We start from the raw sequence: 25,800 nt of genomic DNA on the forward strand, positions 1-25,800 counted from the left end.
ATCGGGGGCGGGAGCGGGAGCGAGAAGCGTCGGACTCCTCACTCCCTCCGGCCCTGCCGCGCCCGCCGCGCACTCGATAGCCTGGTGGGACGCATCGGCCTCCCGACCCCCTGCTCAGCGCGCCTGCGCGCGTCCCGGAGACCGAGCACCGAGGCAGGACGCCCCACCGGCACCGCCTCCCGCCGCACATCCCCGAGAGGAACCCATGACCCGCACTGCATCGTCCCCCTCCCCCGCTCCCGGCCAGCCTGCGGCCGGCAGCGGCGAGCCCCATGGCCAGGAGTGGTGGCGCGACGCCGTCGTCTACCAGGTCTACCCCCGCTCCTTCGCGGACTCCGACGGCGACGGCATGGGCGACCTGCCCGGCGTCATCGCGCGCCTGCCCTACCTGAAGGACCTCGGCGTGGACGCCGTGTGGCTCTCGCCGTTCTACACCTCGCCGCAGAACGACGGCGGCTACGACGTGGCCGACTACCTCGATGTCGATCCTCGCTTCGGCACCCTCGCCGACGCCGACGCGCTCATCGCCCGCGCCCATGAGCTCGGCCTGAAGGTGCTGGTGGACATCGTCCCGAACCACTCCTCGAGCGAGCATGTGCTGTTCCAGGAGGCGCTCGCGGCCGGCCCCGGCTCCCCCGAGCGCGACATGTACATCTTCCGCGACGGCAAGGGCGCCGGCGGCGAGCTGCCCCCGAACAACTGGACCTCGATCTTCCACGGCAAGGGCTGGACCCGCATCACGGAGGCCGACGGCACCCCGGGGCAGTGGTACCTCCACATCTTCGACACCACCCAGCCCGACTGGAACTGGGAGAACCCGAAGGTGCAGGAGCTCTTCGACGGCGTGCTGCGCTTCTGGCTGGACCGCGGGGCCGACGGCTTCCGCGTGGACGTCGCGCACGGCATGGCCAAGCCCGAGGGGCTGCCGGACGCCGAGGTCAACGCCGAGGGTCTGATCGACATCCCCGAGGGCGATACCCCCATCTACTTCGACAACGACGCCGTGCTGGACATCTACCGCCGCTGGCGCCCGATCCTCGACTCCTACGAGGGCGATCGCATGATGGTGCTCGAGGCGTGGATCCCTGAGCACCGCCTGCCGCACTACATCGGCCGCGACGTCGCCCACCAGTCGTTCAACTTCGGGTTCCTGCAGGCGCGCTGGGGCGTGGACGCCATGCGGGCCGCGATCGAGAAGCCTCTCGCCCTCGCGGACGCCGTCGACGCGCCGACCACCTGGGTGCTCTCCAACCACGACGTGATCCGCCACGCCACGCGCTACGGCTTCCCGCCGGAGCACCGCTTCGGCGAGGGCCTCAGACGCGAGGAGGTGCCGGACGTCGAGCTCGGTCTGCGCCGCGCTCGCGCCGCGACCCTGCTGATGCTGGCCCTGCCCGGCTCCGCCTACCTCTACCAGGGAGAGGAACTGGGCCTGCCCGAGGTGGCGGACATCCCCGACGAGCTGCGCGAGGACCCGTCGTTCCTGCGCGGCGGCGGCCCCGGCCGCGACGGCTGCCGTGTGCCTCTGCCCTGGGAGCAGGACGCCCCCGCGTTCGGCTTCTCCCCCTCGGGGAAGAGCTGGCTGCCGCAGCCGGAGGTCTTCGGCGCGCTCGCGGAGGACGCCCAGCGCGGCGTCGAGGGCTCGACCCTGGAGCTCTACCGGAGCGCTCTGCACCTGCGCCGCGAGCTGGGCCTCGGCCGCCACGCCGAGGGCATCGAGTTCGTGGAGGACGTCCCCGAGGGGATCCTGGCGCTGCGCCACGCCGGCGTCGTGGTCGTGGTGAACACCACCGATCAGGACGTCCCGCTCGCCGGGCTCGGCCTGGGTGCAGACCTGCGCGTGCTGGTGGCCTCTGCCGAGGGCGAGGGAGCCGTGCCGGCGGAGTCCACGATCTGGCTCCAGAGCCCCTCCCGCGCCTGAGCCCAGCCGATAGAGTGACGCCGCCCTCCGCCCCCTCCGCTTTGAAGAGGACACGATGAACACCACCGAGCACAGTCCCGACTCCCCCTTCGACGTCGTCATCCTCGGCGCCGGCCTGGGCATCTACGCTCTGACCCGGGCATTTCACGAGGAGTACGGGGTGGTCTCCACGGTCGTCTCCGTGAACCCTCCGGAGCCGATGCGGCGCTCGATCACCTGCACCCCCCATGTGCTCCCCGAGAGCACCGAGGAGGCCCGGCTCGAGGCGCTGCGCGAGCTCGCCGCCGCCCGGCCCGCGGACCGGTCGGCCCTGCTGCTGTGCAACAGCGATGGGGACGTCGAGTTCATCGCGCGCAACGTCGAGGAGCTCTCGGCGCTGTACACGTTCCGGTTCCCGGACCACGCGACCGTCGAGGAGCTCTCGGACAAGGCCGAGTTCGCCCGGATCTGCACCGAGCACGGCATTGCGACCCCCGCCACGGAGATCCTCGACTTCCGCGGCGGGCAGCGCCCCTCCCTGCCCGAGCTCCCCTTCGACTATCCGGTCGTCGCGAAGCCCGCGCAGTCCCACCCGCACCGCATCATCTCGATGCCGGGCAAGCAGAAGATCTACTTCCTCTCCTCCCCTGCCGAGCTCGATGACCTGATCGCCCGCCTGCACGGGGCCGGATTCGAGAACCGCTTCGTCGTGCAGGAGCTCATCCCCGGCGACGACACCTCGATGCGGTCGATCACCGCCTACCGGGATGGAACGGGCATGGTGACGCTCATGTGCGGCGCGCAGGTGCTGCTCGAGGAGCACACGCCTGATGCGCTGGGCCGCCCTGCCGCGATGATCACGATGGATCTGCCCGAGCAGTTCGCGCAGGCGCGGGCGATCCTCGAGGCATCCGACTACCGCGGCTTCGCGAACTTCGACATCAAGGTGGACCCGCGGGACGGCTCGCAGCGCTTCCTCGAGGTCAACCCGCGCATGGGCCGGAACAACTACTACGTCACCGGCGGCGGGGCGAACATCGCCCGCTTCCTCGTCGAGGACGCCCTGCACGGCCGCTCGATCGCGCCGGTCGTCGGCGTGCAGGAGATCCTGTACTCGATCCTCCCGCTCCCGCTGCTGCTGCGGTACGTGACCGATCCCGAGCGCCGGCGCTGGGTGCGCTCCGTCGCCCGCCGCGGCACCGTGAACCCCTGGGACTACCCGCGCGAAGGCCTGTGGATGCGCGCCTACGCGCGCGCGGTCGCTCTGAACCATGTGCGCAAGTTCCTCAAGCACTACCCGCGTCCGACCGAGACGGGGTTCTGAGCACAGAATCTCGCGACCGAGCAGCCGCGCCTGAAGAATCCCGCCAGCCTTGCCGAGGGCTGATCAGGTGAAGAGAGGGCTGAGCTCGCGCCCGGCGGCGGTGACCGTCGCCCGGGCGAGCTCGGTCAGCGAGTCCACCATGCGGGGGTCGGAGCGGTAGCCGTGCTGGTCGTACACGACCGAGAGCTCGGTGCACCCGAGCACCACCGTCCCCGCGCCGCGGGCGATCGCGATATCGACGGACTCGTCGAACAGCCGCAGGTCTACAGGCCGGCCGGCCTTGACCATGTCGTAGATGATCCGGTTGACGTCGCCCTGGAGCGCCTCATCGGGAACCAATGCCTGGAGACCGGCGGCCTCGAGGGCGTCCTGATAGACACGCGCGCGGATGTTGCCCTCGGTCGCGAAGATCGCGACCGGGCGGTCGCCCGTGCGGCGGGCCGCCTCGCGGACGGTCGCCTCGACGATGCTGACGAAGGGGACGCTCGTGGCCGCTTCGACCTGCCGCGCATAGTGGTGAGCCGTGTTGCACGGCAGCACCAGCAGATCGACCCCGGCCCGCTCGAGCATCACCGCATCTCGCGCGATGACCGGCCCCGGATCCGGCGCGCCGTGATCGAGGATTCCGCGAGTGCGATCGGGGGTGGAGGAGTGCTGGGAGACCAGCAGATCGAGATGCTCCTGGTCGCTGCCGGCGAGGGTCGCCCGCACGAGCACGTCGAGGAACACGGCGGTTGCCGCGGGGCCGAGCCCTCCGAGGACTCCGACGACGGGATGCGCCCAGTCCCCGGGGTGCAGGCGACCGCCCTGGCTCACGAGGCGGAAGCCCTGCGGGACAGCTTCGCCTCGGCGCGGCAGACGCGGCCGACCGTGCGCGGGCGGTAGTAGCGCTGGAACTTGCGCACGTAGTTGACCATCGCCGCGACGATATACGCCCAGCGCTTGGGATCCTTCTCCACACCGCGGTAGATCAGCGGGTTCTTCACCGCGCCCGCGGCGAGCACCCGGCGCAGCTGCGCCTTCGCATCGGGCAGCGTCGTGTAGCGCCGCACGAGCGCGACGGGCACGACCGTGTAGAGCACCTCGGGCTGGTCCTGGAGGATGCCGTCCTCGCCGATGCCCGAGCCCGGGCCGGCAGTCGGCAGGGCATCGCGCAGGTGCTCGTCGACGTACCAGGTCACGGGGTTGTGCCCCGCGGCGGTGACGTAGTAGTTCGAGCGGCCCAGGCGCGGGTTGAGCTCGAAGAACTTCGTGCGCCCGTCCCGGGGATCGAACTTGAGGTCGAAGTTCGCGTAGCCGGTCCAGCCGAGCGCGCTGCACAGGCGCTGCGCCTGTGCGACCACCTCGGGATCGACGCTCGAGATGATCGCGGCGGGATTGCCGATGGCCCCGGGTCCGTGCTCCTCCAGCAGAGTGCGGCCGTAGGAGGCGAAGCGCACTGTCGAGTCGCTGTCGCAGTAGCAGGTCAGGATGCGCATGTTCTGGTCATCGCCAGGAATGCGGTCCTGGACGATGATGCTCTGGCGATAGCCCGCCGATCGCACCGTGCGCAGCAGGCGCAGCAGCGCCGCGCGCGAGGGCACCGTGTGCACCTTGTTCTTGCCGGTGAAGCTGATGCGCTTCCACTCGGAGACCTCGGCGGGCTTGGCGATGACGGGGAAGGCGAAGGGGATGTCCAGGTCATCGGGAACCTCCTCGGCCAGATCGACCACGCGCGTGCGGGGATGGTCGATGCCCAGGCGCTCGCACAGCTCGGTGAAGTTCTGCTTCTCGGTCGCGGCGCGGAAGGTCGGCATGTCCACGTAGGGCACGATCCAGCGGTCGTCGAGCGCCGCGAGCTCGTCGCGCACCCGGATGATCGGCTTGACGGTCGCGTCGGCCGATCCCAGCAGGAGGAGCCTGCCCTCGGGGACGCGCTCGGCGACTGCGAGCAGCGCCGGGGCGAGCTTCTCGGCATCGAAGGGATCTGCGCACGGGACGTTCTCGATGAACGCCGACCGGCTGATGACCCAGCCCTGCAGGCGCGAGACCACCACGGTGGAGATCCCGTAGGCCTCGTGGAAGGCGCGAGCCAGGGAGTAGGCCCCGATGTCCCCGCCGACGACGACGGGGGTGAACGCTGGCGCAGCGGCGAGGGGAGATCGAACCATGCGCGCCAGTGTATCGAGGGTCCTGGGCCGTCCATGGGAGCGCTCGCCCGGGAGTTCCCCTAGCGTGGGACGCATGAACCAGAGCGCACCCCAGAACGGACCCTCAGTCCTCGCAGACGCGAGCTCGCCGGCCGTCTTCGCCCTCAGCTCCGATGCGGCGCCCGACGGCTCGATCCTCGAGCACGCCCAGCTCTCGCCGGAGCAGGGCGGCCCCTCGCTCTCACCCGACCTGCGCTGGAGCGGTGCCCCGAAGGGCACCCGCAGCTTCGCCGTGACCTGCTACGACCCTGACGCCCCCACGGGCTCCGGCTTCTGGCACTGGATCGCGTGGGACATCCCTGCCGACGCCTCGGGCCTGCCACCGGGAGCGGAGCGCGAGGCCTCCGGGATGCTCCAGGCCGTCAACGACTTCGGTCGCCCCGGCTACGACGGTCCGAACCCGCCGGAGGGTCCCGCGCACCGCTATGTCTTCACGGTCCACGCGCTCCCCGTCGAGACCCTCGGCATCGACCCGAGCGCGCCGCACGTGCAGGCGCGCTTCGCGATCGTCACCCAGCAGCTTGCGAGCGCCAGCATCACCGCGACGTACCGCGCCCCGGCGTGAGGGCACCTCGGCCCGCCTGCTCTGCGGGGCGGCGCCGCACGCCCGCATGCGGTGCAGATCTCGTGCATCTGCGGACCAGGTTGTGAACACTTCGCGTGGTGCGTTGTGGGGGCTGGGCGCGCGCCCTACAGTCGGGGGCATGACGTCCCGCAGCGCGACCCTGAGTCCGCATCCGACTTCCGGCGGATGCCTCAGCGACCCTGGGCTGATGGCACCCGGCCCCGACGCGGCAAGGCTGGCCCCATGGACATGATCGACCGCCGCCGCGCCGGTTCCGGCGCCGCTCCCCTCAAGGTTCTCCTGACCACCGACTGGTGGGAGCCGGCCGTCAACGGCGTCGTGGCCTCGGTGATGACTCTGCGCCGCCAGCTGGAGCTGCTGGGCTGCGATGTGCGCGTGCTGACACTCAGCGCGGGGATGCGCTCCACCGCGAGCGGCCGGGTGTACCGCCTGGGCTCGATCTCTGCCTCGATGATCTACGACCATGCCCGCGTGGGCACGATCCTGCAGAAGCGCATCCTCTCCGCGATCCTGCGCTGGGGCCCCGATGTCATCCACTCGCACTGCGAGTTCACCACACACGTGTGGGCGCGCCGCATCGCCCGCGAGCTCGACATCCCCCTCGTGCATACGTACCACACGATCTACGAGGACTACACGCACTACTACTCCCCGAGCCGCACCATGGGGAGGAAGGCGGTGGCGGGCTTCTCACGCCACGTCCTCGAGCGCACCGACGCCGTCATCGCGCCCACCGCAAAGGTCGCCTCGCTCCTGCACAGCTATCACGTGCACCGCCCGGTGCACGTGATCCCCACGGGCCTCGAGCTGGACCGCTTCCGGCCCGCGATGACGCCGGAGGAGGGCGCAGAGGCCGCCGCGCTGCGGATGTCCCTCGGGATCGCCCCGCAGCAGAAGGTCCTGCTGTCGGTGTGCCGCCTGGCCAAGGAGAAGAATCTCGAGCGGGTGATCGCGGACGTCGCCGCGGCCCGCCGCGAGGACGCCGTCCTCGTGCTCGTGGGCGACGGTCCGCATCGCGAGCAGCTCGAAGCGCAGGCGGCGCGGCTCGGCATCGGCGAGCACGTGCGCTTCGTCGGCACGGTCGATCCCCGGGACGTCCCCCGCTGGTATCGCGCGGGAGATGTCTTCGTCAGCGCCTCGCTCTCCGAGACGCAGGGGCTCACGTTCATCGAGGCGCTCGCGAGCGGACTGCCCCTGCTGTGCTATCGCGACCCCTCAATCGCTGCGGTCGTCCTCGAGGGGCGCACCGGTCACATGGTCGAGTCCTCCGCGGAGTTCATCGCGCGGCTGGACCAGATGCTCGGCGACGACGCGGCTCTCGAGCAGATGGCCGCGCGCGCCGCCGAGCACGCCCGGGCGACGTGCGGCGCCGAAGCGTTCGGCACGCGCGTGCTGGACGTCTACGACGATGCGCGGCGCCGACGGCGGATCCCGGATCTGCGCTCCCGCCAGCTCCTCGGGATCTGAGCGCGATGGCGACGGCTCCCCCTTCGCCGCGCCCGCTGCGCGTGCTGATCCCGCGCGGAATGGCGCGACTGGCCACGCAGTCCGGCATCGGCGAGGCGATCCGCCACCAGCAGCGCGCCGTCTCCTCCCTCGGCCATCAGGTCGTCACCAATCCCTTCGGCCCCTTCGATGCGGTGCACCTGAACACGCCCTTCCCGGATACGCCGCTGCTCGCTGCGCTCGCGCATCTGCGGCGGCGACCGATCCTGGTGTGGGCCCACTCCACCGAAGACGATTTCCGCGATTCGTTCACGGGCGCGAACCGCCTGGCTCCGTGGTTCCGCCGCTGGATCGCGGCGATCTACCGCCGCGGGGATGCGGTGATCACCCCCACCGAGTACGCGCGCACGCTGATCTCGGATCGCCGCTATGGGATCCGCCAGCCGATCCATGTGCTCTCCAACGGCGTCGACACCGCGTTCTTCAGCCCCCGTCCCGGGGCGCGCGCCGTGCTGCGCGAGAGGTTCGGACTCCCGCTTCGGACCCCGGTGGTGATGTGCGTGGGGCTGCTGATGGTCCGCAAGGGCATCCTCGAGTGGGTCGAGACGGCGCGCGCGATGCCGCACGTGACCTTCCTCTGGTACGGCCGCACCGATCCGCGGCTGATCACCGCGGAGGTCGCCGCGGAGGTCGCGGCGGCGCCGCCGAACGCCCTGTTCCCCGGCTACGTCTCGCGCGAGGTGCTGCGCGAGGCCTACAGCGGGGCCGATGCCTTCTGCTTCCTCACGAAGGAGGAGACCGAGGGGATCGTGCTGCTCGAGGCGCTGTCCTGCGGGGCGCCGACCCTGCTCGCAGACATCCCGATCTATGGGGACTGGCTGCCCGACGGCGAGGTCGTCCACAAGGTGCCGGTGCCCCGGGCGAAGGACGTCAGCTCCGGTGCACCGTTCGCGCGCGAGCACCTGCTCGCGGCGGCGTCCGTGATCTCTGCGCGCCTGCAGGCGCTCCTGGACGGGGAGCTCGCCGACCTGCGCAACGCGGGCCGGCGGGCAGCGGAGGAAGTCGACATGCGGCCGGTCGCACAGCGCCTGCAGGAGATCTACGACGCCAGCGGCGTCACGGCGCGCTCGCGCTGAGGTCAGCTGCGGGCGCTCCGGCCGGGGCGCCACAGCACGAGAGCGCCCCCCGCGGTGCGAGCGGGGCGCTCCCCGCGTCGCAGGGCGCTGACCTGGCCGTTGCGGTCGGCGGAGAAGACGCGGCCGCGCTGGCTGCTCGCCTGCGCGAGCGTCTCGTGCACCTCCTGCAACTGGCTGCGCAGGGCGGCGACGTCCTCCTGCAGCTCGAGGATGCGCTTGATGCCCGCGAGATTGATGCCCTCCTCCTGGGAGAGGCTCTGGACCTCGCGCAGCTTGGCCACGTCGCGCGCGCTGTAGCGGCGCCCCCTGCCTGCTGTCCGCCCGGGCGAGACCAGTCCGAGCTTGTCGTACTGGCGCAGGGTCTGGGGGTGCATGCCCGCGAGCTCCGCCGCCACGGAGATCACGAACACGGGGGCGCGGTCATCGAATCGGGGGGCGGAGGACGGCATCGGGGTTCTCTCCTCTCGAGCTCGCTCGAGGTCTCACGGGGTCTTCCGAATGCTGCCGGCCGCCCTGGAGGCGGCCGGTGCGGGTGCGGGCCATGCGGAGGGGATCCGCACGGCCCGTGACGTTCAGCGCGAAGCGGCCTCCGCGAGGCCCGCTCGGGGATCCTCGCCGGCGAGAGCCTCTCGGAGGTCCTCCACGGCCTTCTTCGCATCGCCCTCGACATGACTGGGGACGGCGACCTGGATCTGCACTAGCAGATCACCGGTGCGCTTGGCGGTCTTCAGGCCCTTGCCCTTGACGCGCAGGCTGCGCCCGGCCGGGGTGCCCGCAGGCACCTTCACGGTCACGGTGCCGCCGTCGAGCAGCGGGACCTGCAGGCGCGTGCCGAGCACCGCCTCGTCGAAGCTCACGGGCACGGTGATGCGCAGGTCGGCGCCGTCGGCCGTCCACACGGGGTGGGGGGTGACGTCGAGGGTGAGGAGGAGATCCCCGGCGGGGGCTCCGCCCTGACCGGGGCGGCCCTTGCCGCGCAGGCGGATCTTCTGGCCGTCCTTCACCCCGGCGGGGATGCGGGCGGTGACGCGTCGGCCGCCCACGTCGAGGGTCACCTCGGTGCCCTGGGCGGCGTCGCGGAATCCGATCCGGGTGCGGGCGGAGATGTCCTCGCCCGGTGCCGCGCCGCGGAAGCCCGCCTGGCCCCCGGCGCCGCCGGGGAATCCGCCGCCCTGGCCGAACATGCCCATGAGGTCCTCGATGTTCACGCCGGAGGCGCCGGAGCCGCTGAACCCTCCGCCGCCGAAGCCCCCGCGGGAGCCGCCGCCGCTGAACATCGAGCCGAACAGATCCTCGAACCCGGCTCCCCCGCCGGCGCCGCCGGGACCGGCAGCGAAGCGGGCGCCTCCCGCGCCCATGGCGCGGATCGCGTCGTACTGCTTGCGCTGCTCGGGGTCGTTGAGCACCGAGTAGGCCTCGCCCACCTGCTTGAAGCGGTCCTCGGCGGTGGGGTCATCGGGGTGTCGATCCGGATGGAGGTCGCGCGCCTTCTTGCGGTACGCCTTCTTGATCGCCTGCGCGTCCGCGTCCTTCGAGACGCCGAGAACTGCGTAGAAGTCCTTGTCGAGCCAATCCTGCTGGGACATCCTGCGCCTCCTTCCGAAGCGTTGATGCGGGGCGGCATCGCCGCCCTATGGGCCGGGCCGGCGCGGCGATGCCGCACCGGCCCGGGTCGTTCACCGCGACCGGATCGCTGGCGGGCGATCCGGTGCGGATGCGGTCACTGCGGGCCGTAGGTGGCCACACGCGCCGGCCGCAGCACGCGGTCGTTCAGCATGTAGCCGGGCTGCATGACCATCTTGATCGTGTTCGTCTCGACGTCCTCCGAGGCCTCGTGCAGGAGCGCCTCGTGGAGATTCGGGTCGAACACATCGCCTGCAGCGCCGTAGCGCGTCAGGCCCTGGGATGCGAGGGTCTCCTCGATCTTCTGGGCGATCGAGTAGAACGGGGTGCCCTCGGCGATGTCGCCGTGCTGCCGCCCCAGCTCGATGTCGTCCAGCGCCGGGATGAGGCTCGAGAGCACCTTCCCGATCGCGGCCTGGGTCTGCGCCTGGGCAGAGGCCTCGATCCGTCGGCGGGAGTTGACGTACTCCGCCTGGCTGCGCTTGAGCTCCTCGTTCAGCTCCGCGACCTGGCCCTCGAGCTCCGCGACGCGGTCGCTCTGGGAATCCGCGACGCGGTCGCTCTGGGAACCGGCCTCCGTCGTGGCCGCCTGCTCGTAGAGCGCGGCCGCTTCGGCGTCGATCGGATCCTGCGCGGCGCCGGGGGCGCCGGCGGCGGGCTGCTCGCCCGCCGCCGGGTCGGCCGACTGGCGGGCGGTGCCGTCAGTCGGATCGACCTTGCGCTTGTCGGTGAACGAGAACCGCGGCTCGCCCTGCTCCTGGCCCTCGCGGTGCTCGGGATCGGGAATGCTCTGGTTCTCGCTCATCACTTGGTCTCCTCGTCCTCGTCGTCCACGATCTCGGCGTCGACGACGTCCTCGTCGGCGCCTGCGGGCTGCTCACCGTCGGCGGGAGCGCCCTCGGCACCCTCGGCCTGCGAGTAGATCGCGGTGCCGACGGCCTGCAGGGCCTCGTTCAGCGCATCGCGCTTCGACTCGAGCTCGGAGGTCTCGGCGCCCTCGTTCGCGAGGGTCTCCTTGGCCTCCTTGATCGCGTCCTCGGCCATGGTGCGGTCAGCGTCCTGGACCTTGTCGCCGTTGTCCTTAAGGAGCTTCTCGCCCTGGTAGACGAGCTGCTCGAGGGTGTTGCGGGCGTCGGCGTTCTTGCGGCGCTCGGCGTCCTCGGCCGCGTGGGCCTCGGCGTCCTTCACCATGCGGTCGATGTCGTCCTTCGACAGCGCCGAGCCGCCCGAGATCTGGATGGACTGCTCCGTGCCCGTGCCGCGGTCCTTCGCAGTCACGTGGACGATGCCGTTGGAGTCGATGTCGAAGGTGACCTCGATCTGCGGCAGGCCGCGCGGGGCGGGAGCGATGCCCGAGAGCTCGAAGGTGCCGAGCAGCTTGTTGTCGCGGGTGAACTCGCGCTCGCCCTGGAAGACCTGGATCGCGACCGACGGCTGGTTGTCATCGGCCGTGGAGAACACCTCGGACGCACGGGTCGGGATGGCCGCGTTGCGCTCGATGAGCTTGGTCATCACGCCGCCCTTGGTCTCGATGCCGAGGCTCAGGGGGGTGACGTCCATCAGCAGCACGTCCTTGCGGTCGCCCTGGATGATGGAGGCCTGGAGAGCGGCGCCGACGGCGACGACCTCATCGGGGTTGACGCCCTTGTTGGGCTCCTTGCCGCTGAGCTCCTTGACGACCTCGGACACCGCGGGCATGCGGGTCGAGCCGCCCACGAGGATCACGTGGTCGATGTCGGAGACCTTCAGGCCCGAGTCCTTGATGACCTGGTGGAACGGCGCCTTGGTGCGCTCGAGCAGATCCTTGGTCATCTCCTCGAACGCGGAGCGGGTGAGCTTCTCGTCGAGGTGCAGCGGGCCGTTCTCCGTCATGGAGAGGTACTGCAGGGAGATCGTGGTGCTGGCGGCGCTGGAGAGCTCCTTCTTGGCCTGCTCCGCAGCCTCCTTGAGGCGCTGCATGGCGATGCGGTCCTTAGAGAGGTCCACGCCGTCCTTGTTCTTGACCTGCTGGATCAGCCAGTCGACGATCTTCTGATCCCAGTCGTCGCCGCCGAGGCGGTTGTCGCCGGCGGTGGCCTCGACCTGGATGGTCGAGCCCTCCTCGTCCTTGGAGACGGTCAGCAGGGAGACGTCGAAGGTGCCGCCGCCGAGGTCGAAGACCAGGATCTGCTCGCCGTCCTTGCCCTTCTCCAGCCCGTAGGCGAGAGCAGCGGCGGTGGGCTCGTTGATGATGCGCAGGACGTCCATGCCGGCGATCTGGCCGGCCTCCTTGGTGGCCTGGCGCTCGGAGTCCGAGAAGTAGGCGGGGACGGTGATCACGGCGCCGGTGACGGTCTCGCCGAGGTATGCCTCAGCGTCGCGCTTGAGCTTGCCGAGGGTGCGGGCCGAGATCTCCTGCGGGGTGTACTTCTTGTCGTCGATCTCCTGCGTCCAGTCGGTGCCCATGTGGCGCTTGACCGAGGCGATGGTGCGATCGACGTTGGTGACGGCCTGGCGCTTGGCGGGCTCGCCGACCAGGACCTCGCCCTGCTTGGAGAAGGCGACGATCGAGGGGGTGGTGCGCAGACCTTCCGCGTTCGCGATCACGGTGGGCTGGCCGCCCTCCATGACGGCGACGCACGAGTTGGTGGTTCCGAGGTCGATTCCGACGACTCGAGACATGGGTGCCTGCCTTTCTGCTGCGGCCGGGCCGCGGTCTGGATACCGCGGCGGGTGCCGCGCGTGCTTCCGTGGATTCTGAGCCGCTCGCTCGCCCATCCCGCCGGGGCGGGGAGCGAAGCTGAGCGGTACAGACTCAAGCCTGCGACTGCCGGATCTGGGTTGTCAATCCGGCGGTCATCAAACTTGAGTACACATGGCTCAACTATGGATCGGGCGGTTCTGTTCCCGGGGCACGACGTCTGTGCGCGGCGTCACATGTGTAGGTTCCGGGGCAAGTTGAAGCGCCCTGGGTTTCGTTCCGTGGTTAGACGGTCGCGGGCGCGATCATCGTGGTGCGAGTGTAGGCCGCTTCGACGGCTGCGGGGGTGCGGTAGGCGAGAGCCTCGTGCAGGCGAGCGGTGTTCCACCAGTGGACCCAGCCCATCGTGGCGACCTCGACTGCCGCAACGGACTCCCACAGTCGCTTGGAATGGATGAGCTCGGCCTTGTAGAGCCCGTTCACCGTCTCCGCGAGGGCGTTATCGTAGCTGTCTCCGACGGTGCCGACCGACGCTTTCACGCCAGCAACGATGAGAGCATCGGAATATGCCAGCGAAACATATTGGCTTCCTCGGTCCGAGTGGTGGACCAGGCCGTCTGATTTCCGCTGTGCGCCTGTGGAATGCAGAGCGTGCTCGAGTGCGAGCAGTGGCAGGCCTTCGGTGTGGAGGCTTGGTGCCACGGCCCAGCCCACGATCTTGCGGGTGAAGACATCGGTGATGAAAGCGGTGTAGCAGAATCCCGCTACCGTCCGGACATACGTGATGTCGGCGACCCACAGCTCATGCGGGCACTGGGCAGTGAACTTGCGTTCCACCAGGTCAGGCCTGTGATCCGGCGCACTGCTCGGGCGGGTCGTGACTGGTTTCCGGCCTCGGCGCACGCCCTGCAGGCCGGCGTTCTTCATGAGCCTGGCGACCTGATCGCGACCGATCGTCCAGCCGGCATGACGCATTGCGTGCCACATTTTGCGGACACCGTAGACACTGTAGTTCTCGCGATGGATCCTCACAATTTCGGGGGTGAGGATGGAATCTTTCAGCTTCCGGGCGGACATGGCTCGATTTTTCGCGGCGCGGTAGCCGCGGGAGGTGATGAACCCACTTTCTGTCGCAGTGAGGGTGCGGCAGATGGCCTCGACCCCGAATTGATCGCGATGCTTGTCGATGAACGCGATCATTTCGTCGTGGGGCGGCCTGGTTCCTTGGCGAAAAACACTGATGCGGCTTTGAGGATCTCATTGGCTCGCTGGGATTCGGCGAGCTCTCTGCGCAGGCGTCGGTTCTCAGCCTCGAGAGACTCAGCTGGCGCGACGTCTCTCGAGGCCGGGCCATGCCTGTTGCACCAGACGCGGAGGGTCTCCGGGCCGATGCTCAGCTGCGCCGAGATCGCGCGGATCGATTGCGAGCGGGGGCCACCCTCGCGGGCCTGTCGTTCGTGGACCAGGCGCACTGCGCGCTCGCGCAGCTCGGGACTGAACTTCTTGGGCATGCTCCGATTCTCCTTGCTGAGACTCGGAACGAAACCCAGGGCGCTTCAGTCACCTATCCGTGCAGCAGACCCAACGCTAGAGCGAACCTTTTGAAACAGGGTGTTCGCTGCCATGACGGGTGTCTCGTTTGGGTATACCCCAACGAAGCAACTGCCATGAGCCGAGTCCTGGCATGCGGTCGACCCTCGATACACTCTGTGGCTTCGTTCGCTTGGTGGCGGGGTTTTTGCAGCGCTCCGTGGCGGTCTTGTTGCCGCGATCACGCAGGACTGGCTGCAGGTAGGTGTCGAGGTCTGAACCGAGAGGGGTGCGCCCGGTCGGGGCCGTTTGGATCGCTGCCGCTACGTCAGAGTCCGAAGGCTCCGCCGCTGACGAGGATCACGATGCCGAGGCCGATGAGAACGATGGGGAAGAGGATGTGCTCCCAGCGTTCGAGCGCTTCGGCGATCGGGGGGCGGGTGGCGACGAACTTTGCCAGAGCCACCAGGACCGCGACGAGCGCGAGGAAGACGATGCAGTAGGCGACTACTGCGAGAGGTTCCACGCTGAGGAAGACAGGGGTGTAGACGCCGATGTTGTCGCCGCCGTTGGCAAGGGTGACGCCTGCGACGGTCCACACGCCGACCTTCTTGCCGGCAACCTTGGCCTCGTCGTCATCGTCGTCATCGTCTCCGCGCCAGGCCTGCCATGCGGCCCAGAGGCCGAGGCCCAGAGGGATGAGACCGAAGTACGGGATGGCTGCCGAGGGCAGGAATGCTCCGGCACCGATGGTCACCAGGACCGCGGCACCGAGGATGCCGGCGAATCCGAGGTACTGGCCGGCCAGAATGCGGGCGGTAGTGCCGCGCTGGCCTGCCCCTCGCGCGAAGAAGAGGGAGAGCACGATGATGTCGTCGATGTTGGTCGCTGCGAACAGGCCCATCGCCTGCAAGACCGAGGTGAGGATCATGCGCCCTCCCCAGCTGCGTCGCATCCGGGAAGCGAGCAGGCGGGATCGATGCACGGGGCGTCTTCGTCCACTGCCAGGGTGGCATCGACCAGTGCCGTCAGCGCCTGCGCCAGGTGCGAATCGGCGATCTCATATCGTGTCCGACGACCCTCGGGCTCGGAGACGACGATCCCGCAATCGCGCAGGCATGCCAGGTGGTTGGACACGTTCGGGCATGTCAGGTCCAGATCTCGGGCCAGTTCCGCCGGGTAAGCGGGATGGTCGAGCAGGGTCAAGATGATCCGGGATCGAGTGGGGTCGGCCAGTGCACGACCCAGGCGGTTCATCACGTCGAGACGCGAAGCAATAGTCAGAATGGACTGAACTATACAGCGCGCACTGAACACTCGGTCACAGGCGTCAGCCCAGATCGTATGCCCGCAAGGGGAACCCTCACCGGACACCACCGCTACTTATCGAGAGGAACGACGGCACGCCTGGCGGGCTGTCCCGTAAGACCCGTCCGGTGAACTGTCCGGTGAAGGGAGGCTATATGACACACTGGGGAGCACGTCCCCCTTGAAGGTCGGCTATGCCCGAGTCTCCACCGACGAGCAGGACCTGACCGCGCAGCGTGACGGACTCGCGGCGTTCGGCGTCGATCCCAAGCGCATCTACGTCGATCACGGGCTCACGGGCCGCAACGCCGACCGTGAGGGCCTGCGGCAGGCGCTGGCTGCCTGTCGGGACGGCGATACGTTCGTGGTCACCAAGCTCGATCGGCTGGCGCGTTCAGTCCGTGATGCCCACCAGATCGCCGACGACCTCGCGGCGCGGGAAGTGAAGCTGAGCATCGCCGGATCGGTGTACGACCCGACCGACCCGATGGGGAAACTGTTGTTCAACGTGCTGGCGATGGTCGCCGAGTTCGAAGCCGACCTCATCCGTGCCCGCACCCGCGAGGGGATGAAGGTCGCCAAGGCCAAGGGCCGGCTGCGCGGGAAGTCACCGAAACTCACCCCCCGGCAAGAAGCTCACCTCGTCCAGCTACATGCTGCCGACGAGCACACCGTGGGCGAGCTGGCCGAGCTGTTCAGCGTGGGCCGCTCCACGGTCTACCGCGCCCTTCAGCGCGCCGAGCGCGGGCGCGAGAACGCCTTGCAGTAGGTGCGTCGTGGACGCTCGAGCGCGGTGGCGAATCCTCAGGCTCCACGTCGAGGACCAGGTGCCCCTCGCGCGCTTAGCTCGCGAGACCGATGTAGGGCTGCGGACCCTGGAGCGCTGGCACGCCCGCTACCGCGCCGACGGCTACGCCGGACTGGAGACAGCCTCACGGGCGGACGCCGGCTCCCGCCGCCTTCCGCCCGACCTCGTCGACCTGATCGAGGGCCTGGCACTGAGCAAGCCGCGGCCGGCCATCGCCACGATCCATCGCAAAGTCACGGGCATCTGCGCCGCCCGGAGGTGGCCGGTCCCCTCCTACTCGGTGGTGTGGGACATCGTGCGGACCCTGGATCCCGGCATGGTCCCCCTCGCCCTGGAGGGCGCAGCGTCCTACCGCGACAAGCACGAGCTGGTGCTACGCCGGCAAGCAGAGCTGCCCAACGCGATGTGGCAATCTGATCACACCATGCTCGACATCCTGGTGGTGGGCACCGACGGCAAGCCCGCACGGCCATGGCTAACAACGATCCTCGACGACTGCTCCCGGGCGGTCTGCGGCTACACAGTCTTCCTGGGCGCACCGTCGGCGATGAACACCGCCCTGGCGCTGCGCCAAGCGATCTGGCACAAGACCGACCCGGCCTGGCCGATGTGCGGCCTGCCCGACGTGCTCTACGTCGACCACGGCAGCGACTTCACCAGTGACCAGCTCGCCCACACCGCCGTCGACCTCCACATCCGACTGATCCACTCCACCGTCGCCCGACCCCAGGGACGGGGCAGGATCGAGCGGTTCTTCGGCACCATCAACACCGAGCTACTCGCCACCCTGCCCGGACTCATCACCGAAGGGCACCCCTGGCCGACACCGAAACTGTCCCTGGCCGCCCTCGATAGCGCCCTGGAGGCGTTCGTGGCCACCTACAACGACCGCACGCACAGCGAGCTCGCAACCTCCCCGCGCAGCGCGTGGATCGCCGATGGCTGGCTGCCCCGAATGCCCGAGAGCCTGGAAGACCTCGACAGACTGCTGTTAACCGTCGCCAAGACCCGCGTCGTGCGCCGCGATGGCATCCGCTTCCAGGGCCTGCGCTACGTCTCGCCAACTCTGGCCGGCTACGTCGGACGCTCGGTCGTGATCCGCTACGACCCCCGCGACATCACCGAGATCCGCGTCTTCGATCACGACGAATTCGTCTGCAAGGCCGTCAACCAAGAGCACCACGACCAGAAGGTCAGCCTCAAGAAGATCCAGGCCGCGCGCAACGCCCGCCGCCGGGCGCTGCGAGCCGGCATCAACGAACGCATCGCCCTTGTGGCCGCACCTACCGAGACGCAACGGATCACCGAAGCACCGGCTCCGGCGCCGAGGTCGGCGTTGAAGATCTACAAGGAGGACCTCAGGTGAGCCAGCGCTTCATCGTCACCAAGGAGCACCGCCGCTTCACCGAGTTCGCCGACGCCGTGCGCCGCGGGCACACCATCGGTTTGTGCTTCGGATCAGCCGGCGTAGGAAAGACACTCTCCGCACGCCGCTACGCACACTACGAGAAGGCTCATGACCTGCTGACCTACTGGGGGCCGCGCTCCGACAACGACGCCAAGATCTACGCCGCCTTGAACCGGAGCCGCACCGTGCTCTACACCCCCAGCGTGCTGACCACCCCGCGGACCCTGAAGGACGAGCTGACCCAAGCCATCACCCGCACCAACATGTGCATCGAGCAGCACCTCGTACCTCCCGGCACGGCCACTCCCGAGGCCTGGGGATGGCGACACGGCAGGAACTACGTGGAGCTGATCATCGTCGACGAGGCCGAACGACTGCGTCCCGCCGCGCTGGAACTGCTGCGCGATCGCTACGACCGCGACGGCATCGCCCTGATCCTGATCGGCATGCCCGGCCTGGAGAAGCAGTTCAGCCACTACCCCCAGTTCTACAGCCGAGTCGGCTTCGCCCACCAGTACCGGCCCCTGGGACAAGACGAACTGCTGTTCGTCCTCGAGCGACACTGGCGATCCCTCGGCAAGACCCTCGACCCCGACGACTTCACCGACGCCCAAGCCATCGCAGCCATCGCACGGATCACCCGCGGCAACTTCCGGCTCCTCGAACGCCTCTTCCCCCAGATCCAGCGGGTCCTGAAGATCAACGAACTCGACACCATCACCAACGACGTCATCGAAGCCGCACAGAGCACCCTGGTCATCGGTGTCTCCTGACCCCGCCACGAAGCGACCGAAGAACCCCGCCATTCAGCAGACGAAGTCACAACACTCGCCCTTACCCGCCGCGGCCGCCGGCCGCCGGAGCATGATCTGAAACACCGCCGTGGCGCTCGCGATTCTCATCGCGCTGCTTCCTCGCGTGCTCTTCGATGTCTGGACCTAGTCGGCCCGGTCCTCGCCGCCGAAGTCGCCGAAGTCGCCGAGGGCAGCGCGCCGCTCCCTACAGGGGTGAGGGCCAGCACGAGACGCCCGTGCCGGTGATCTCCGCAGCCCGCCAGGAGGAAAGCTGCGCCTCGGCGCGCTGACGTCGGGATCGCCGACCCGTGAGGCGTCGTGCTCCACTTAAGCCACAGTCTGCCCAACGAAGGTAAAGGCGAGCCCTACCCCGCAGGGGTATGCACGGCTGTGGAGTCAAGGATCGGCTAAATCCTTCGGTGGACCCTCCCATCGTTGTTCTGTGGGGCTGATCAGGGCCGTACGTTGATGTCGCCGCCCACGACATGAGCCGTCGCCTCGTTGCTCGCTCCGCTGTCGCTGTGGCACTGACGAAGTCATCGACTCCCTCCCGTCTCGAGGAGGGGAACTTACGGAGTAGAACCATGTCCCAGAACAACACCCATCGGGCCGTCGGCCGAGCAGTCACGCCTGTCGGGACCGCCGGCCGCGCACTGCGGGGCACCGGTGGTGCCGCTGTGCTCGGCACGGTCGTCATCGGCTCCGCACTGCTCGCGGGCCCCGCGCAGGCCGCCCCCGCCGGCTCGCCCGCCGCACCTGCCGTTGCTGCGCAGGCTTCAGCCCCCACGGCACCGGCTCCTGCACATGCGACGTCCGCGCTTGCGGCCGAGAAGCTGCGGTGGGGATCGCAGGGCTCGTCGGTCGAGCAGCTCCAGACGGCACTGAACGAACACGGTGCCTCGCTGTCGGTCGATGGCAAGTTCGGCAAGCTCACCCATGGGGCCGTGAAGGACTTCCAGCGCTCGCATGGCCTGAAGATCGACGGCATCGTGGGCCCCGAGACGCGCGGCGCACTGAACGGCGGCGCATCGACCTCGGGCGGTGGAACCTCTGCTCCCGCCCCCTCGAATTCCGCGACGAACTCGCAGCAGGCGATCGTCGACGCCGCGCGCAGCCAGATCGGGGCCCCCTACTCGTGGGGCACCTCCAAGCCGGGCGTCAGCTTCGACTGCTCGGGCCTGAGCTCCTACGCGTACGCGCAGGCCGGCATCGCCCTGCCTCGCACCTCGTCGCAGCAGGTCGCGGCCGGCACCACGATCTCGAAGTCCGAGGCTAAGCCGGGCGACCTCGTGGTGTGGCCGGGCCACCTCGGGATCTACGCGGGCGGCAACACGGTGATCGACGCCGGCAACAGCAAGGGCTCCGTCAGCGAGCGCACCATCTGGGGTTCGCCGACCTTCGTCACCTTCCGCTGACAGAACGCCACGACGCCAGCGTAGAGGGAGCCCCGACCACCGGTCGGGGCTCCCTCTACGTGCAGAGGCAGCGGTATCAGCCGATCGAGGCCAACAGCTCTGCACAGGCCTGCTCGCAGCGGCGACAGGCGTCCGCGCAGACCTTGCAGTGCTCGTGCATTTCAGCGTGCTTCTCGCACTCCTCGGCGCAGGACCGGCACGCCGCCTGACACGCCTCGAGCAGGGCACGGTTGAGGGCGACGTTCTTCCCGGTCTGGCGGGATAGGACCCGGCCGGTGACCTCGCAGACGTCGGCGCAGTCCTGGTTCAGGCGAATGCATTGGGTCAGCTCCGCCACCATGTCTTCGGCCAGGCAGGCGTCCGCGCAGGCGGCGCAGGTATGAGCGCACTCGAAGCAGGCCTCGATGCATTCGGCGAGCTTCTGCTGGTCGATGGTGCCGAGGTCCTTCGGGTAGGTCTGAAGCATTGATGCGACGTGATGGGTCATGATCCTGCTCCTTCTCGTTCCGGACGGACCGGCGGATGCCGGCCCATCCTGACGACGCTAGCCATCGCCCCCCGAAGGACGGAAGCGGATAGACCACTCGTTTGGAGGCAATGCGGAATGACTGGCCAACGTTGTGCTCAAGAAGTCAAGATCTAACCTTGAGGAGACCTTGATCTAGGGGTCATAGGCTGGTTCAAATCGTCCTCTGACTAGGAGAAATCATGCGTTCTCGTCGCTCTCTCGGCCGTCTCGCAGCCGTCGTCGTCACCGGTGCGATTGTGTTTGCCGGCTGCACCGACAGCGGGTCTGAGGAGGGTCAGACGCCGGGCGAGTCAGAAGCGTCGGAGGCGTCCGATGGAGGCAGCCACGGCGGCATGGAGCACCCGATGGATGGCGGCCCTGCGCCCGAAGGTATGGCGTCTGCGGAGGATCCCGAGTTCCCGGTCGGCACGGAGGTGACGCTCACGGCGGACCACATGGAGGGCATGGAGGGGGCGACGGCGACGATCTCGGGCGCCTTCGACACCACGACCTACTCGGTCAGCTTCACCCCGACCGATGGCGGTGAGCCGGTCACTGACCACAAGTGGGTCGTTCACGAGGAGCTCGAGAACCCGGGCGAGGCACCGCTGGCAGAGGGCACCGAAGTGGTCATCACCGCCGACCACATGACGGGCATGGAGGGTGCTGAGGCCACCATCGACAGTGCCACCGAGGAGACCGTGTACATGGTCGATTACGAAGCCGACGGGATGATGATGACGAACCACAAGTGGGTCGTCGAGAGCGAGATCGAGCCTGCGTGATGACCACCCCGTCGTACCTTCGAGGCCCGCGCGCCTCCTCCGGGGGTAGGCCCCGTCGTCGCACCGGCCGGTTGCCGCGCCGATCGCTCGTGCTCGGCGCTGGCCTGTTCCCGCTCGTGGTCGCCGGCTGCGGGACCGGCGGGTCCGAGCCCGCATCCATCACGGGTGATCAGGAGCTGCTTCAGGAACATGGCTTCGCCGACGCGGACGCGCACGAGATCATCGACCGGCTCGAGGCGCTCCCGGTGGCTGAGCGACCGCAGGACCTGATCGCCAGCGTCACCGCGACGTCTCTGCAGCTCCAAGACGATGCAGGGCGCGAGGCCGAGCTGCCCCTTCCCGAGGACCAGTTCTACTTGTCGGTGGCCCCGTTCGTCGAGACCACCCACGAGTGCGCCTTCCACAGCCTGACCACGTGCCGCGGAGAACTGCGCAGCCGCGAGCTCACCGTGAGCGTGGTCGACAGCAGCTCGGGCGAGGTCCTTGAGGAGGGCCCTCGCACCACGCATGACAACGGGTTCCTCGGTCTCTGGCTGCCGCGCGGGATCACCGCGGAGCTCACGTGCACCCTCGAGGACTACACGGGGACCGCGTCCATCTCGACCCAGGCGGAGGATGATCTGACCTGTCTGACCAGTCTCCAGCTGACGTGAGCAGGCGAAGCACCCGGTCCGCCTTCTGGCATTCGGTGGTCGGCCCAACTGGGCGGAGCGTGACACCACGCCTGAGTCGGCGGACCACGCTGCGGCGGGGCGGGAGCCTGCTCGTCCTCGCGCCCCTTCTTGCGGCGTGCAGCGGTTCTTCGGATGCGGCGAGTGAGGCGAACGCCGGGTACGTCTCCGGTGATGGGGTTGTCGTCGAGATCCCCCCGGAGGGACGCGCCGATCCTCTGGAGATTCGGGGAACCACCTATGACGGCGACGACTTCGACTCCACGGCGCTGCGCGGTGCACCCTTGCTGATCAACGTCTGGTATGCGTCGTGTCCGCCGTGCCGGGTCGAAGCACCGGCGCTGAAGGCCGTGCACTCCGAGTACAGCGCCCTGGGAGTGGAATTCGTGGGCGTGAACACGCGCGACAAGACCGGGCCGGCCGCCGCGTTCGAGGAGACCTTCGGCATCACCTACCCCTCGATTCCGGACACCGACGGCGCGGTGATCGCGTCGATGGACGGCAGCGTCTCGCCCAACGCCGTCCCCACGACTTTGATCCTCGATGCTGAAGGACGAGTAGCCGCCCGGATCGCGGGCGCAGCCGATCAGAGCACCCTAGAGAGCCTCTTGGATGCCGTGCTAGCGGAGGCCGCCTGATGGGTGAACTGTTCGCCACCACCGTGCTGAGCGGACCCCTGGCCGCAGCCCTGCTGCTGTCGATGGTGGCCGGTCTGGTCGCGTTCCTCTCGCCGTGCGTGCTTCCGGTGGTCCCCGGCTACCTCGGATACATCACCGGGCTCACCGGAGGAAGCGCCGGGCCGCCCCGCACCGGCGATCCCGGGGAACGGCCATGGCGCCTGGTCACCGGCGCTGTACTGTTCGTCGCGGGCTTCACGGCGGTGTTCCTGGTCATCGGCGGTTTCGTCGGTGCACTCGGGTCATTGGTGATCCAGTACACCAGCGCGATCAATCGGATCTCCGGGGTGCTGGTCATCCTCATGGGCCTGGTGTTCGTGGGAATCTTCCCCCGCCTCTCCGGTGAGAAACGGATCCGGAAGCGCCCCGATGCCGGACTCGCAGGCGCCCCGCTGCTCGGGATAACGTTCGGCTTCTCCTGGACCCCGTGCATCGGGCCGACGTTCGCCGCAGTCGCGGCGCTCAGCCTCGGGGAGGCCTCCGCGAGCCGCGGCGCTCTCCTGGCTTTCGGCTATGCGATCGGGCTCGGGATCCCGTTCATCCTATTCGCCCTCGTGTTCCGGCGCGCCCTAGGAATCTCCAAGATGCTGTCCCGGCATCGCCGCACGCTCCAGATCGTCGGCGGGTCCGTCCTGATCACCATCGGGCTGCTGCTGATCTCCGGGGTGTGGGAGCAGTGGATGGCGCTCCTGCAGGTCCAGATCGGCACCTTCACCACGATCGTCTAAGGGTGCTGCTCTCGAGGATCAGCGTTCAACGGTCGCTCGAGGAAGCCGGATGGTGAAGACGGCTCCGCGCCCGGGCCCCTCACTGGCGGCAGCCATGGTCCCGCCGTGCGCATCGACCAGGGCTCGACTGATCGTCAGGCCGATGCCTGAGCCGGAGTTCTCACGGGTGCGGGAGCTGTCGGCGCGGAAGAAGCGTTCGAACAGGCGAGACCGGTCCTCAGCGGTGAACCCTTCGCCGTCATCCGCTACCGCGATCTCCACCGTGCTGCCGTGGGTGGCTGCCGAGACCGTGACGGTGCCTCCGGGGGAAGTGTGCCGCAGAGCATTGCTCAGCAAGTTCCCAAGTACTTGGGCGAGGCGGTCCGGGTCCGCGTGGATCGTCACGGAGTGGGGCAGGGCGACTTCTCGTCGTAATGCCACACCCGCTGTCTCAAACCGTTCCTCCCATTCCTGGAGTGCTGATGCCAGCAAGTCATCGACGGCGAGGGGGTGCAGCTGTACCGGGAGCTGGCCCTCCTCGGCCCGGGACACCTCACTGATGTCGTCGGCCAACCGCGACAGTCGCACGGTCTGGCCGGCGAGGATGGGCATGGCCGCACCGGCTTCGATGACGCCGTCGGCCATGGCCTCGTGATGCGCGGAGAGGGTGGCGATGGGGGTGCGCAGCTCATGGGCGAGGTCGGAGAGCAGTTGGCGTCGGGTCTCTTCGACGGCATCCAGGCGTGCAGCCATGTCGTTGAGCGTGGCCGCCAGCGAATCCAGCTCGGTCCCGGCTCCGACGGAGGGAACGCGTGTGGAGTAGTGGCCCCGGGACAGTTCATCGACAGCCGAGGTGAGACCGTGCAGCGTCTGGCGGAGTCGTCGCGCCAGATTCCAGGTGACGAGGCCTGCAGCTAACAGAGAGACGACCAGGCCGACGCCCAGCGCAAGGGCAAGAGCGTCGCGGTAGGCGCGCTCGATGTGGACGAGCTCGTCGCTGCCCACGGGGAGGTCGGTCTGGAGCAGGTGGTAATGGAAGACGGCAGGTCCGATGATCACTGTCAGGACCGTGATGGTGAGCGCGCCGGCGAGCAGCACGATGAGCTGGCCGATCATCAGGCGCGAGGCCAAGCTGGTGCCAGGCCGGACCGTTCGAACAGAGGTACTGGGGGCGGTCACGAGCTCAGCCCTTCCCCATCCGGTATCCGATACCGCGCACCGTGGTGACGAACCGTGCAGACTCAGCCGTCTCGTCGAGCTTCCGTCGGAGGTTGGCGATGTGCACATCAACGAGATGGTCATCTCCGATCCAGCTGTCGCCCCAGACGGCTTCCATCAGCTGTCTGCGGCTGAAGGCCTGGCCCGGCCGGTGCGCCAGGGTCATCAGGAGCCCCCTCTCGGTGGGGGTCAGCGGGACCATCCGGCCAGCGAGTCGTACTTCCTGGGCAGCAGTGTCGATCTCAAGCTCGCCGAACGTACACACCATGCCTGAAGCATTCCCTGACTCGGCGCGGGGCCTACGCAGCACGGCCTGGACCCGGGCGACAAGCTCACGCACGCTGAACGGCTTGGTGAGGTAGTCATCCGCCCCCACCGAGAGCCCCACCAGGCGGTCCACCTCCTCGGATCGCGCCGTCGTGATCAGCACGTAGCAGTCCGAGAAAGTGCGGATCCTGCGCATCACCTCCAAGCCATCTAAACCAGGCAGGCCGAGATCGAGGACGATCACGTCCGGCGCCAGGGCACGGGCCATCTCCACCGCCTTTGGACCGCTCCGCGCGCTCGCAGTCGCGTAGCCGGCCTTCGCGAGATACGCCTGGACGACGTCCGACAGCGCCGCTTCGTCCTCGACGACGAGAACCATCGCTGCGGCTCGAGCCGATTCACTCCTCATGAGCTCCAGTCTGGTCTCCGTTCCTGGACACCGCGCGTCTATGGAGGTGCAGGCGGACTATCTGGACCGGATCTTGAGGAATTCTCGACGAGAACTTCGACCGTCCCGGGGAACCTGGTGGGGACCGTGTCGCGTACGTACTCGACCAAGGGAGCCCCTCGATGATGCCGACCGATGCGATGTCGTGGCTGATGTGGGCGATGGTCGCCGGTCTCCTCGTTCTCCTCTGGGCCTCGGCGCTGCTGCTGGCACGCACCGTGTTGCCCGGGCGCCCCCGACGCGCTCGGGACGAGAACGAGGCGATCGGGGAACTCTCGCTGCGCCTGGCTCGAGGAGAGATCACGGCCGATGAGTTCGAGCAACGACGACGACTGGTCTTGGACGCCTTTCGGCCATGACACCACCCCTCGC

General features: G+C 68.6%; 26 protein-coding genes. 14 read left to right on the top strand and 12 right to left on the bottom strand.

Annotated features, from left to right (window positions below):
* Window positions 1–205 precede the first annotated feature (205 nt).
* Window positions 206–1,921: a glycoside hydrolase family 13 protein gene (locus Bequi_RS00575; protein WP_249736050.1), complete on the top strand. Its 1,716-nt coding sequence runs from the start codon at window positions 206–208 to the stop codon at window positions 1,919–1,921.
* 55 nt (window positions 1,922–1,976) lie between these two features.
* Window positions 1,977–3,224: a carboxylate--amine ligase gene (locus Bequi_RS00580; RefSeq protein WP_249736051.1), complete on the top strand. Its 1,248-nt coding sequence runs from the start codon at window positions 1,977–1,979 to the stop codon at window positions 3,222–3,224.
* Between the two features lie 63 nt (window positions 3,225–3,287).
* Here the strand turns inward: Bequi_RS00580 and cuyB are convergent, their stop codons facing one another.
* Window positions 3,288–4,040, bottom strand: coding sequence for a cysteate racemase (gene cuyB / locus Bequi_RS00585; protein WP_249736052.1), 753 nt, complete (start codon window positions 4,038–4,040; stop codon window positions 3,288–3,290).
* Window positions 4,037–5,374 (bottom strand): carboxylate--amine ligase, encoded by a 1,338-nt coding sequence (locus Bequi_RS00590; RefSeq protein WP_249736053.1) that lies wholly within the window; start codon window positions 5,372–5,374, stop codon window positions 4,037–4,039. Before Bequi_RS00590 ends, cuyB begins: the two co-directional genes overlap by 4 nt.
* A 73-nt stretch (window positions 5,375–5,447) precedes the next feature.
* Between Bequi_RS00590 and Bequi_RS00595 the strand changes: the two genes are divergently transcribed.
* From Bequi_RS00595 to Bequi_RS00605, 3 genes are all read left to right on the top strand, one after another.
* Window positions 5,448–5,978 (top strand): YbhB/YbcL family Raf kinase inhibitor-like protein, encoded by a 531-nt coding sequence (locus tag Bequi_RS00595; RefSeq protein WP_249736054.1) that lies wholly within the window; start codon window positions 5,448–5,450, stop codon window positions 5,976–5,978.
* 243 nt (window positions 5,979–6,221) lie between these two features.
* A complete protein-coding gene (locus Bequi_RS00600; protein WP_249736055.1) occupies window positions 6,222–7,466 on the top strand; it encodes a glycosyltransferase in 1,245 nt (414 codons plus the stop codon).
* Between the two features lie 5 nt (window positions 7,467–7,471).
* Window positions 7,472–8,581 (top strand): glycosyltransferase family 4 protein, encoded by a 1,110-nt coding sequence (locus Bequi_RS00605; RefSeq protein ID WP_249736056.1) that lies wholly within the window; start codon window positions 7,472–7,474, stop codon window positions 8,579–8,581.
* Window positions 8,582–8,583: 2 nt separating this feature from the next.
* Here the strand turns inward: Bequi_RS00605 and Bequi_RS00610 are convergent, their stop codons facing one another.
* From Bequi_RS00610 to cmtR, 7 genes are all read right to left on the bottom strand, one after another.
* Window positions 8,584–9,030, bottom strand: coding sequence for a heat shock protein transcriptional repressor HspR (locus tag Bequi_RS00610; RefSeq protein ID WP_249736057.1), 447 nt, complete (start codon window positions 9,028–9,030; stop codon window positions 8,584–8,586).
* Window positions 9,031–9,153: 123 nt separating this feature from the next.
* Entirely contained in the window at window positions 9,154–10,167 is a 1,014-nt protein-coding gene (locus tag Bequi_RS00615) for a DnaJ C-terminal domain-containing protein (RefSeq protein WP_249736058.1), read from the bottom strand.
* Between the two features lie 134 nt (window positions 10,168–10,301).
* The gene (locus Bequi_RS00620) at window positions 10,302–11,009 is read right to left on the bottom strand and encodes a nucleotide exchange factor GrpE (RefSeq protein ID WP_249736059.1); all 708 of its coding nucleotides are present in this window, start codon (window positions 11,007–11,009) and stop codon (window positions 10,302–10,304) included.
* On the bottom strand, window positions 11,009–12,865 hold the full coding sequence (gene dnaK / locus Bequi_RS00625) for a molecular chaperone DnaK (protein ID WP_249736060.1): 1,857 nt from the start codon (window positions 12,863–12,865) through the stop codon (window positions 11,009–11,011). Before dnaK ends, Bequi_RS00620 begins: the two co-directional genes overlap by 1 nt.
* A 304-nt stretch (window positions 12,866–13,169) precedes the next feature.
* Window positions 13,170–14,395 (bottom strand): IS3 family transposase gene (locus tag Bequi_RS00630; protein WP_249736061.1). Its coding sequence is split into 2 segments (ribosomal slippage): window positions 13,170–14,110 and window positions 14,110–14,395, totalling 1,227 coding nucleotides; the frame shifts between segments, so codons are not numbered across the junction.
* 347 nt (window positions 14,396–14,742) lie between these two features.
* Window positions 14,743–15,345: a cadmium resistance transporter gene (locus tag Bequi_RS00635; protein ID WP_249736062.1), complete on the bottom strand. Its 603-nt coding sequence runs from the start codon at window positions 15,343–15,345 to the stop codon at window positions 14,743–14,745.
* Window positions 15,342–15,701, bottom strand: a complete 360-nt coding sequence (gene cmtR, locus Bequi_RS00640) for a Cd(II)/Pb(II)-sensing metalloregulatory transcriptional regulator CmtR (RefSeq protein ID WP_249736744.1) — start codon at window positions 15,699–15,701, stop codon at window positions 15,342–15,344. The genes Bequi_RS00635 and cmtR overlap by 4 nt, the downstream gene beginning before the upstream one ends.
* A gap of 202 nt (window positions 15,702–15,903) precedes the next feature.
* On the opposite strand from cmtR, the gene Bequi_RS00645 reads away from it, so the two are divergent.
* The 4 genes from Bequi_RS00645 (at window position 15,904) to Bequi_RS00660 (ending at window position 20,147) form a co-directional block, all read left to right on the top strand.
* Entirely contained in the window at window positions 15,904–16,491 is a 588-nt protein-coding gene (locus Bequi_RS00645) for a recombinase family protein (protein WP_006215039.1), read from the top strand.
* A 7-nt stretch (window positions 16,492–16,498) separates the two neighbouring features.
* Window positions 16,499–17,896, top strand: coding sequence for a Mu transposase C-terminal domain-containing protein (locus Bequi_RS00650; RefSeq protein WP_249736063.1), 1,398 nt, complete (start codon window positions 16,499–16,501; stop codon window positions 17,894–17,896).
* The gene (locus Bequi_RS00655; RefSeq protein ID WP_249736064.1) at window positions 17,893–18,711 is read left to right on the top strand and encodes an AAA family ATPase; all 819 of its coding nucleotides are present in this window, start codon (window positions 17,893–17,895) and stop codon (window positions 18,709–18,711) included. Before Bequi_RS00650 ends, Bequi_RS00655 begins: the two co-directional genes overlap by 4 nt.
* Before the next feature lie 605 nt (window positions 18,712–19,316).
* Window positions 19,317–20,147 (top strand): C40 family peptidase, encoded by an 831-nt coding sequence (locus tag Bequi_RS00660; RefSeq protein ID WP_249736065.1) that lies wholly within the window; start codon window positions 19,317–19,319, stop codon window positions 20,145–20,147.
* Between the two features lie 76 nt (window positions 20,148–20,223).
* On the opposite strand, the gene Bequi_RS00665 is transcribed toward Bequi_RS00660, so the two are convergent.
* On the bottom strand, window positions 20,224–20,634 hold the full coding sequence (locus tag Bequi_RS00665; protein WP_249736066.1) for a four-helix bundle copper-binding protein: 411 nt from the start codon (window positions 20,632–20,634) through the stop codon (window positions 20,224–20,226).
* Window positions 20,635–20,855: 221 nt separating this feature from the next.
* Between Bequi_RS00665 and Bequi_RS00670 the strand changes: the two genes are divergently transcribed.
* The 4 genes from Bequi_RS00670 to Bequi_RS00685 are packed head-to-tail and all read left to right on the top strand — an operon-like array spanning window position 20,856 to window position 23,516.
* Window positions 20,856–21,440, top strand: a complete 585-nt coding sequence (locus Bequi_RS00670; RefSeq protein ID WP_126988720.1) for a YdhK family protein — start codon at window positions 20,856–20,858, stop codon at window positions 21,438–21,440.
* The gene (locus tag Bequi_RS00675) at window positions 21,440–22,093 is read left to right on the top strand and encodes a CueP family metal-binding protein (protein ID WP_249736067.1); all 654 of its coding nucleotides are present in this window, start codon (window positions 21,440–21,442) and stop codon (window positions 22,091–22,093) included. Before Bequi_RS00670 ends, Bequi_RS00675 begins: the two co-directional genes overlap by 1 nt.
* Before the next feature lie 59 nt (window positions 22,094–22,152).
* Window positions 22,153–22,749, top strand: coding sequence for a TlpA family protein disulfide reductase (locus Bequi_RS00680; RefSeq protein ID WP_164736291.1), 597 nt, complete (start codon window positions 22,153–22,155; stop codon window positions 22,747–22,749).
* Window positions 22,749–23,516: a cytochrome c biogenesis CcdA family protein gene (locus Bequi_RS00685; RefSeq protein ID WP_249736068.1), complete on the top strand. Its 768-nt coding sequence runs from the start codon at window positions 22,749–22,751 to the stop codon at window positions 23,514–23,516. The genes Bequi_RS00680 and Bequi_RS00685 overlap by 1 nt, the downstream gene beginning before the upstream one ends.
* A gap of 18 nt (window positions 23,517–23,534) precedes the next feature.
* Here the strand turns inward: Bequi_RS00685 and Bequi_RS00690 are convergent, their stop codons facing one another.
* Window positions 23,535–24,611 (bottom strand): sensor histidine kinase, encoded by a 1,077-nt coding sequence (locus tag Bequi_RS00690; RefSeq protein ID WP_249736069.1) that lies wholly within the window; start codon window positions 24,609–24,611, stop codon window positions 23,535–23,537.
* A 67-nt stretch (window positions 24,612–24,678) separates the two neighbouring features.
* Window positions 24,679–25,359, bottom strand: coding sequence for a response regulator transcription factor (locus tag Bequi_RS00695; RefSeq protein WP_249736070.1), 681 nt, complete (start codon window positions 25,357–25,359; stop codon window positions 24,679–24,681).
* A gap of 191 nt (window positions 25,360–25,550) precedes the next feature.
* On the opposite strand from Bequi_RS00695, the gene Bequi_RS00700 reads away from it, so the two are divergent.
* Window positions 25,551–25,787, top strand: coding sequence for an SHOCT domain-containing protein (locus tag Bequi_RS00700; protein WP_010550444.1), 237 nt, complete (start codon window positions 25,551–25,553; stop codon window positions 25,785–25,787).
* The last annotated feature ends 13 nt before the right edge of the window (window positions 25,788–25,800 follow it).

Origin of the sequence: Brachybacterium equifaecis, assembly GCF_023509525.1 — a bacterium.
Lineage (GTDB): Bacteria > Actinomycetota > Actinomycetes > Actinomycetales > Dermabacteraceae > Brachybacterium > Brachybacterium equifaecis.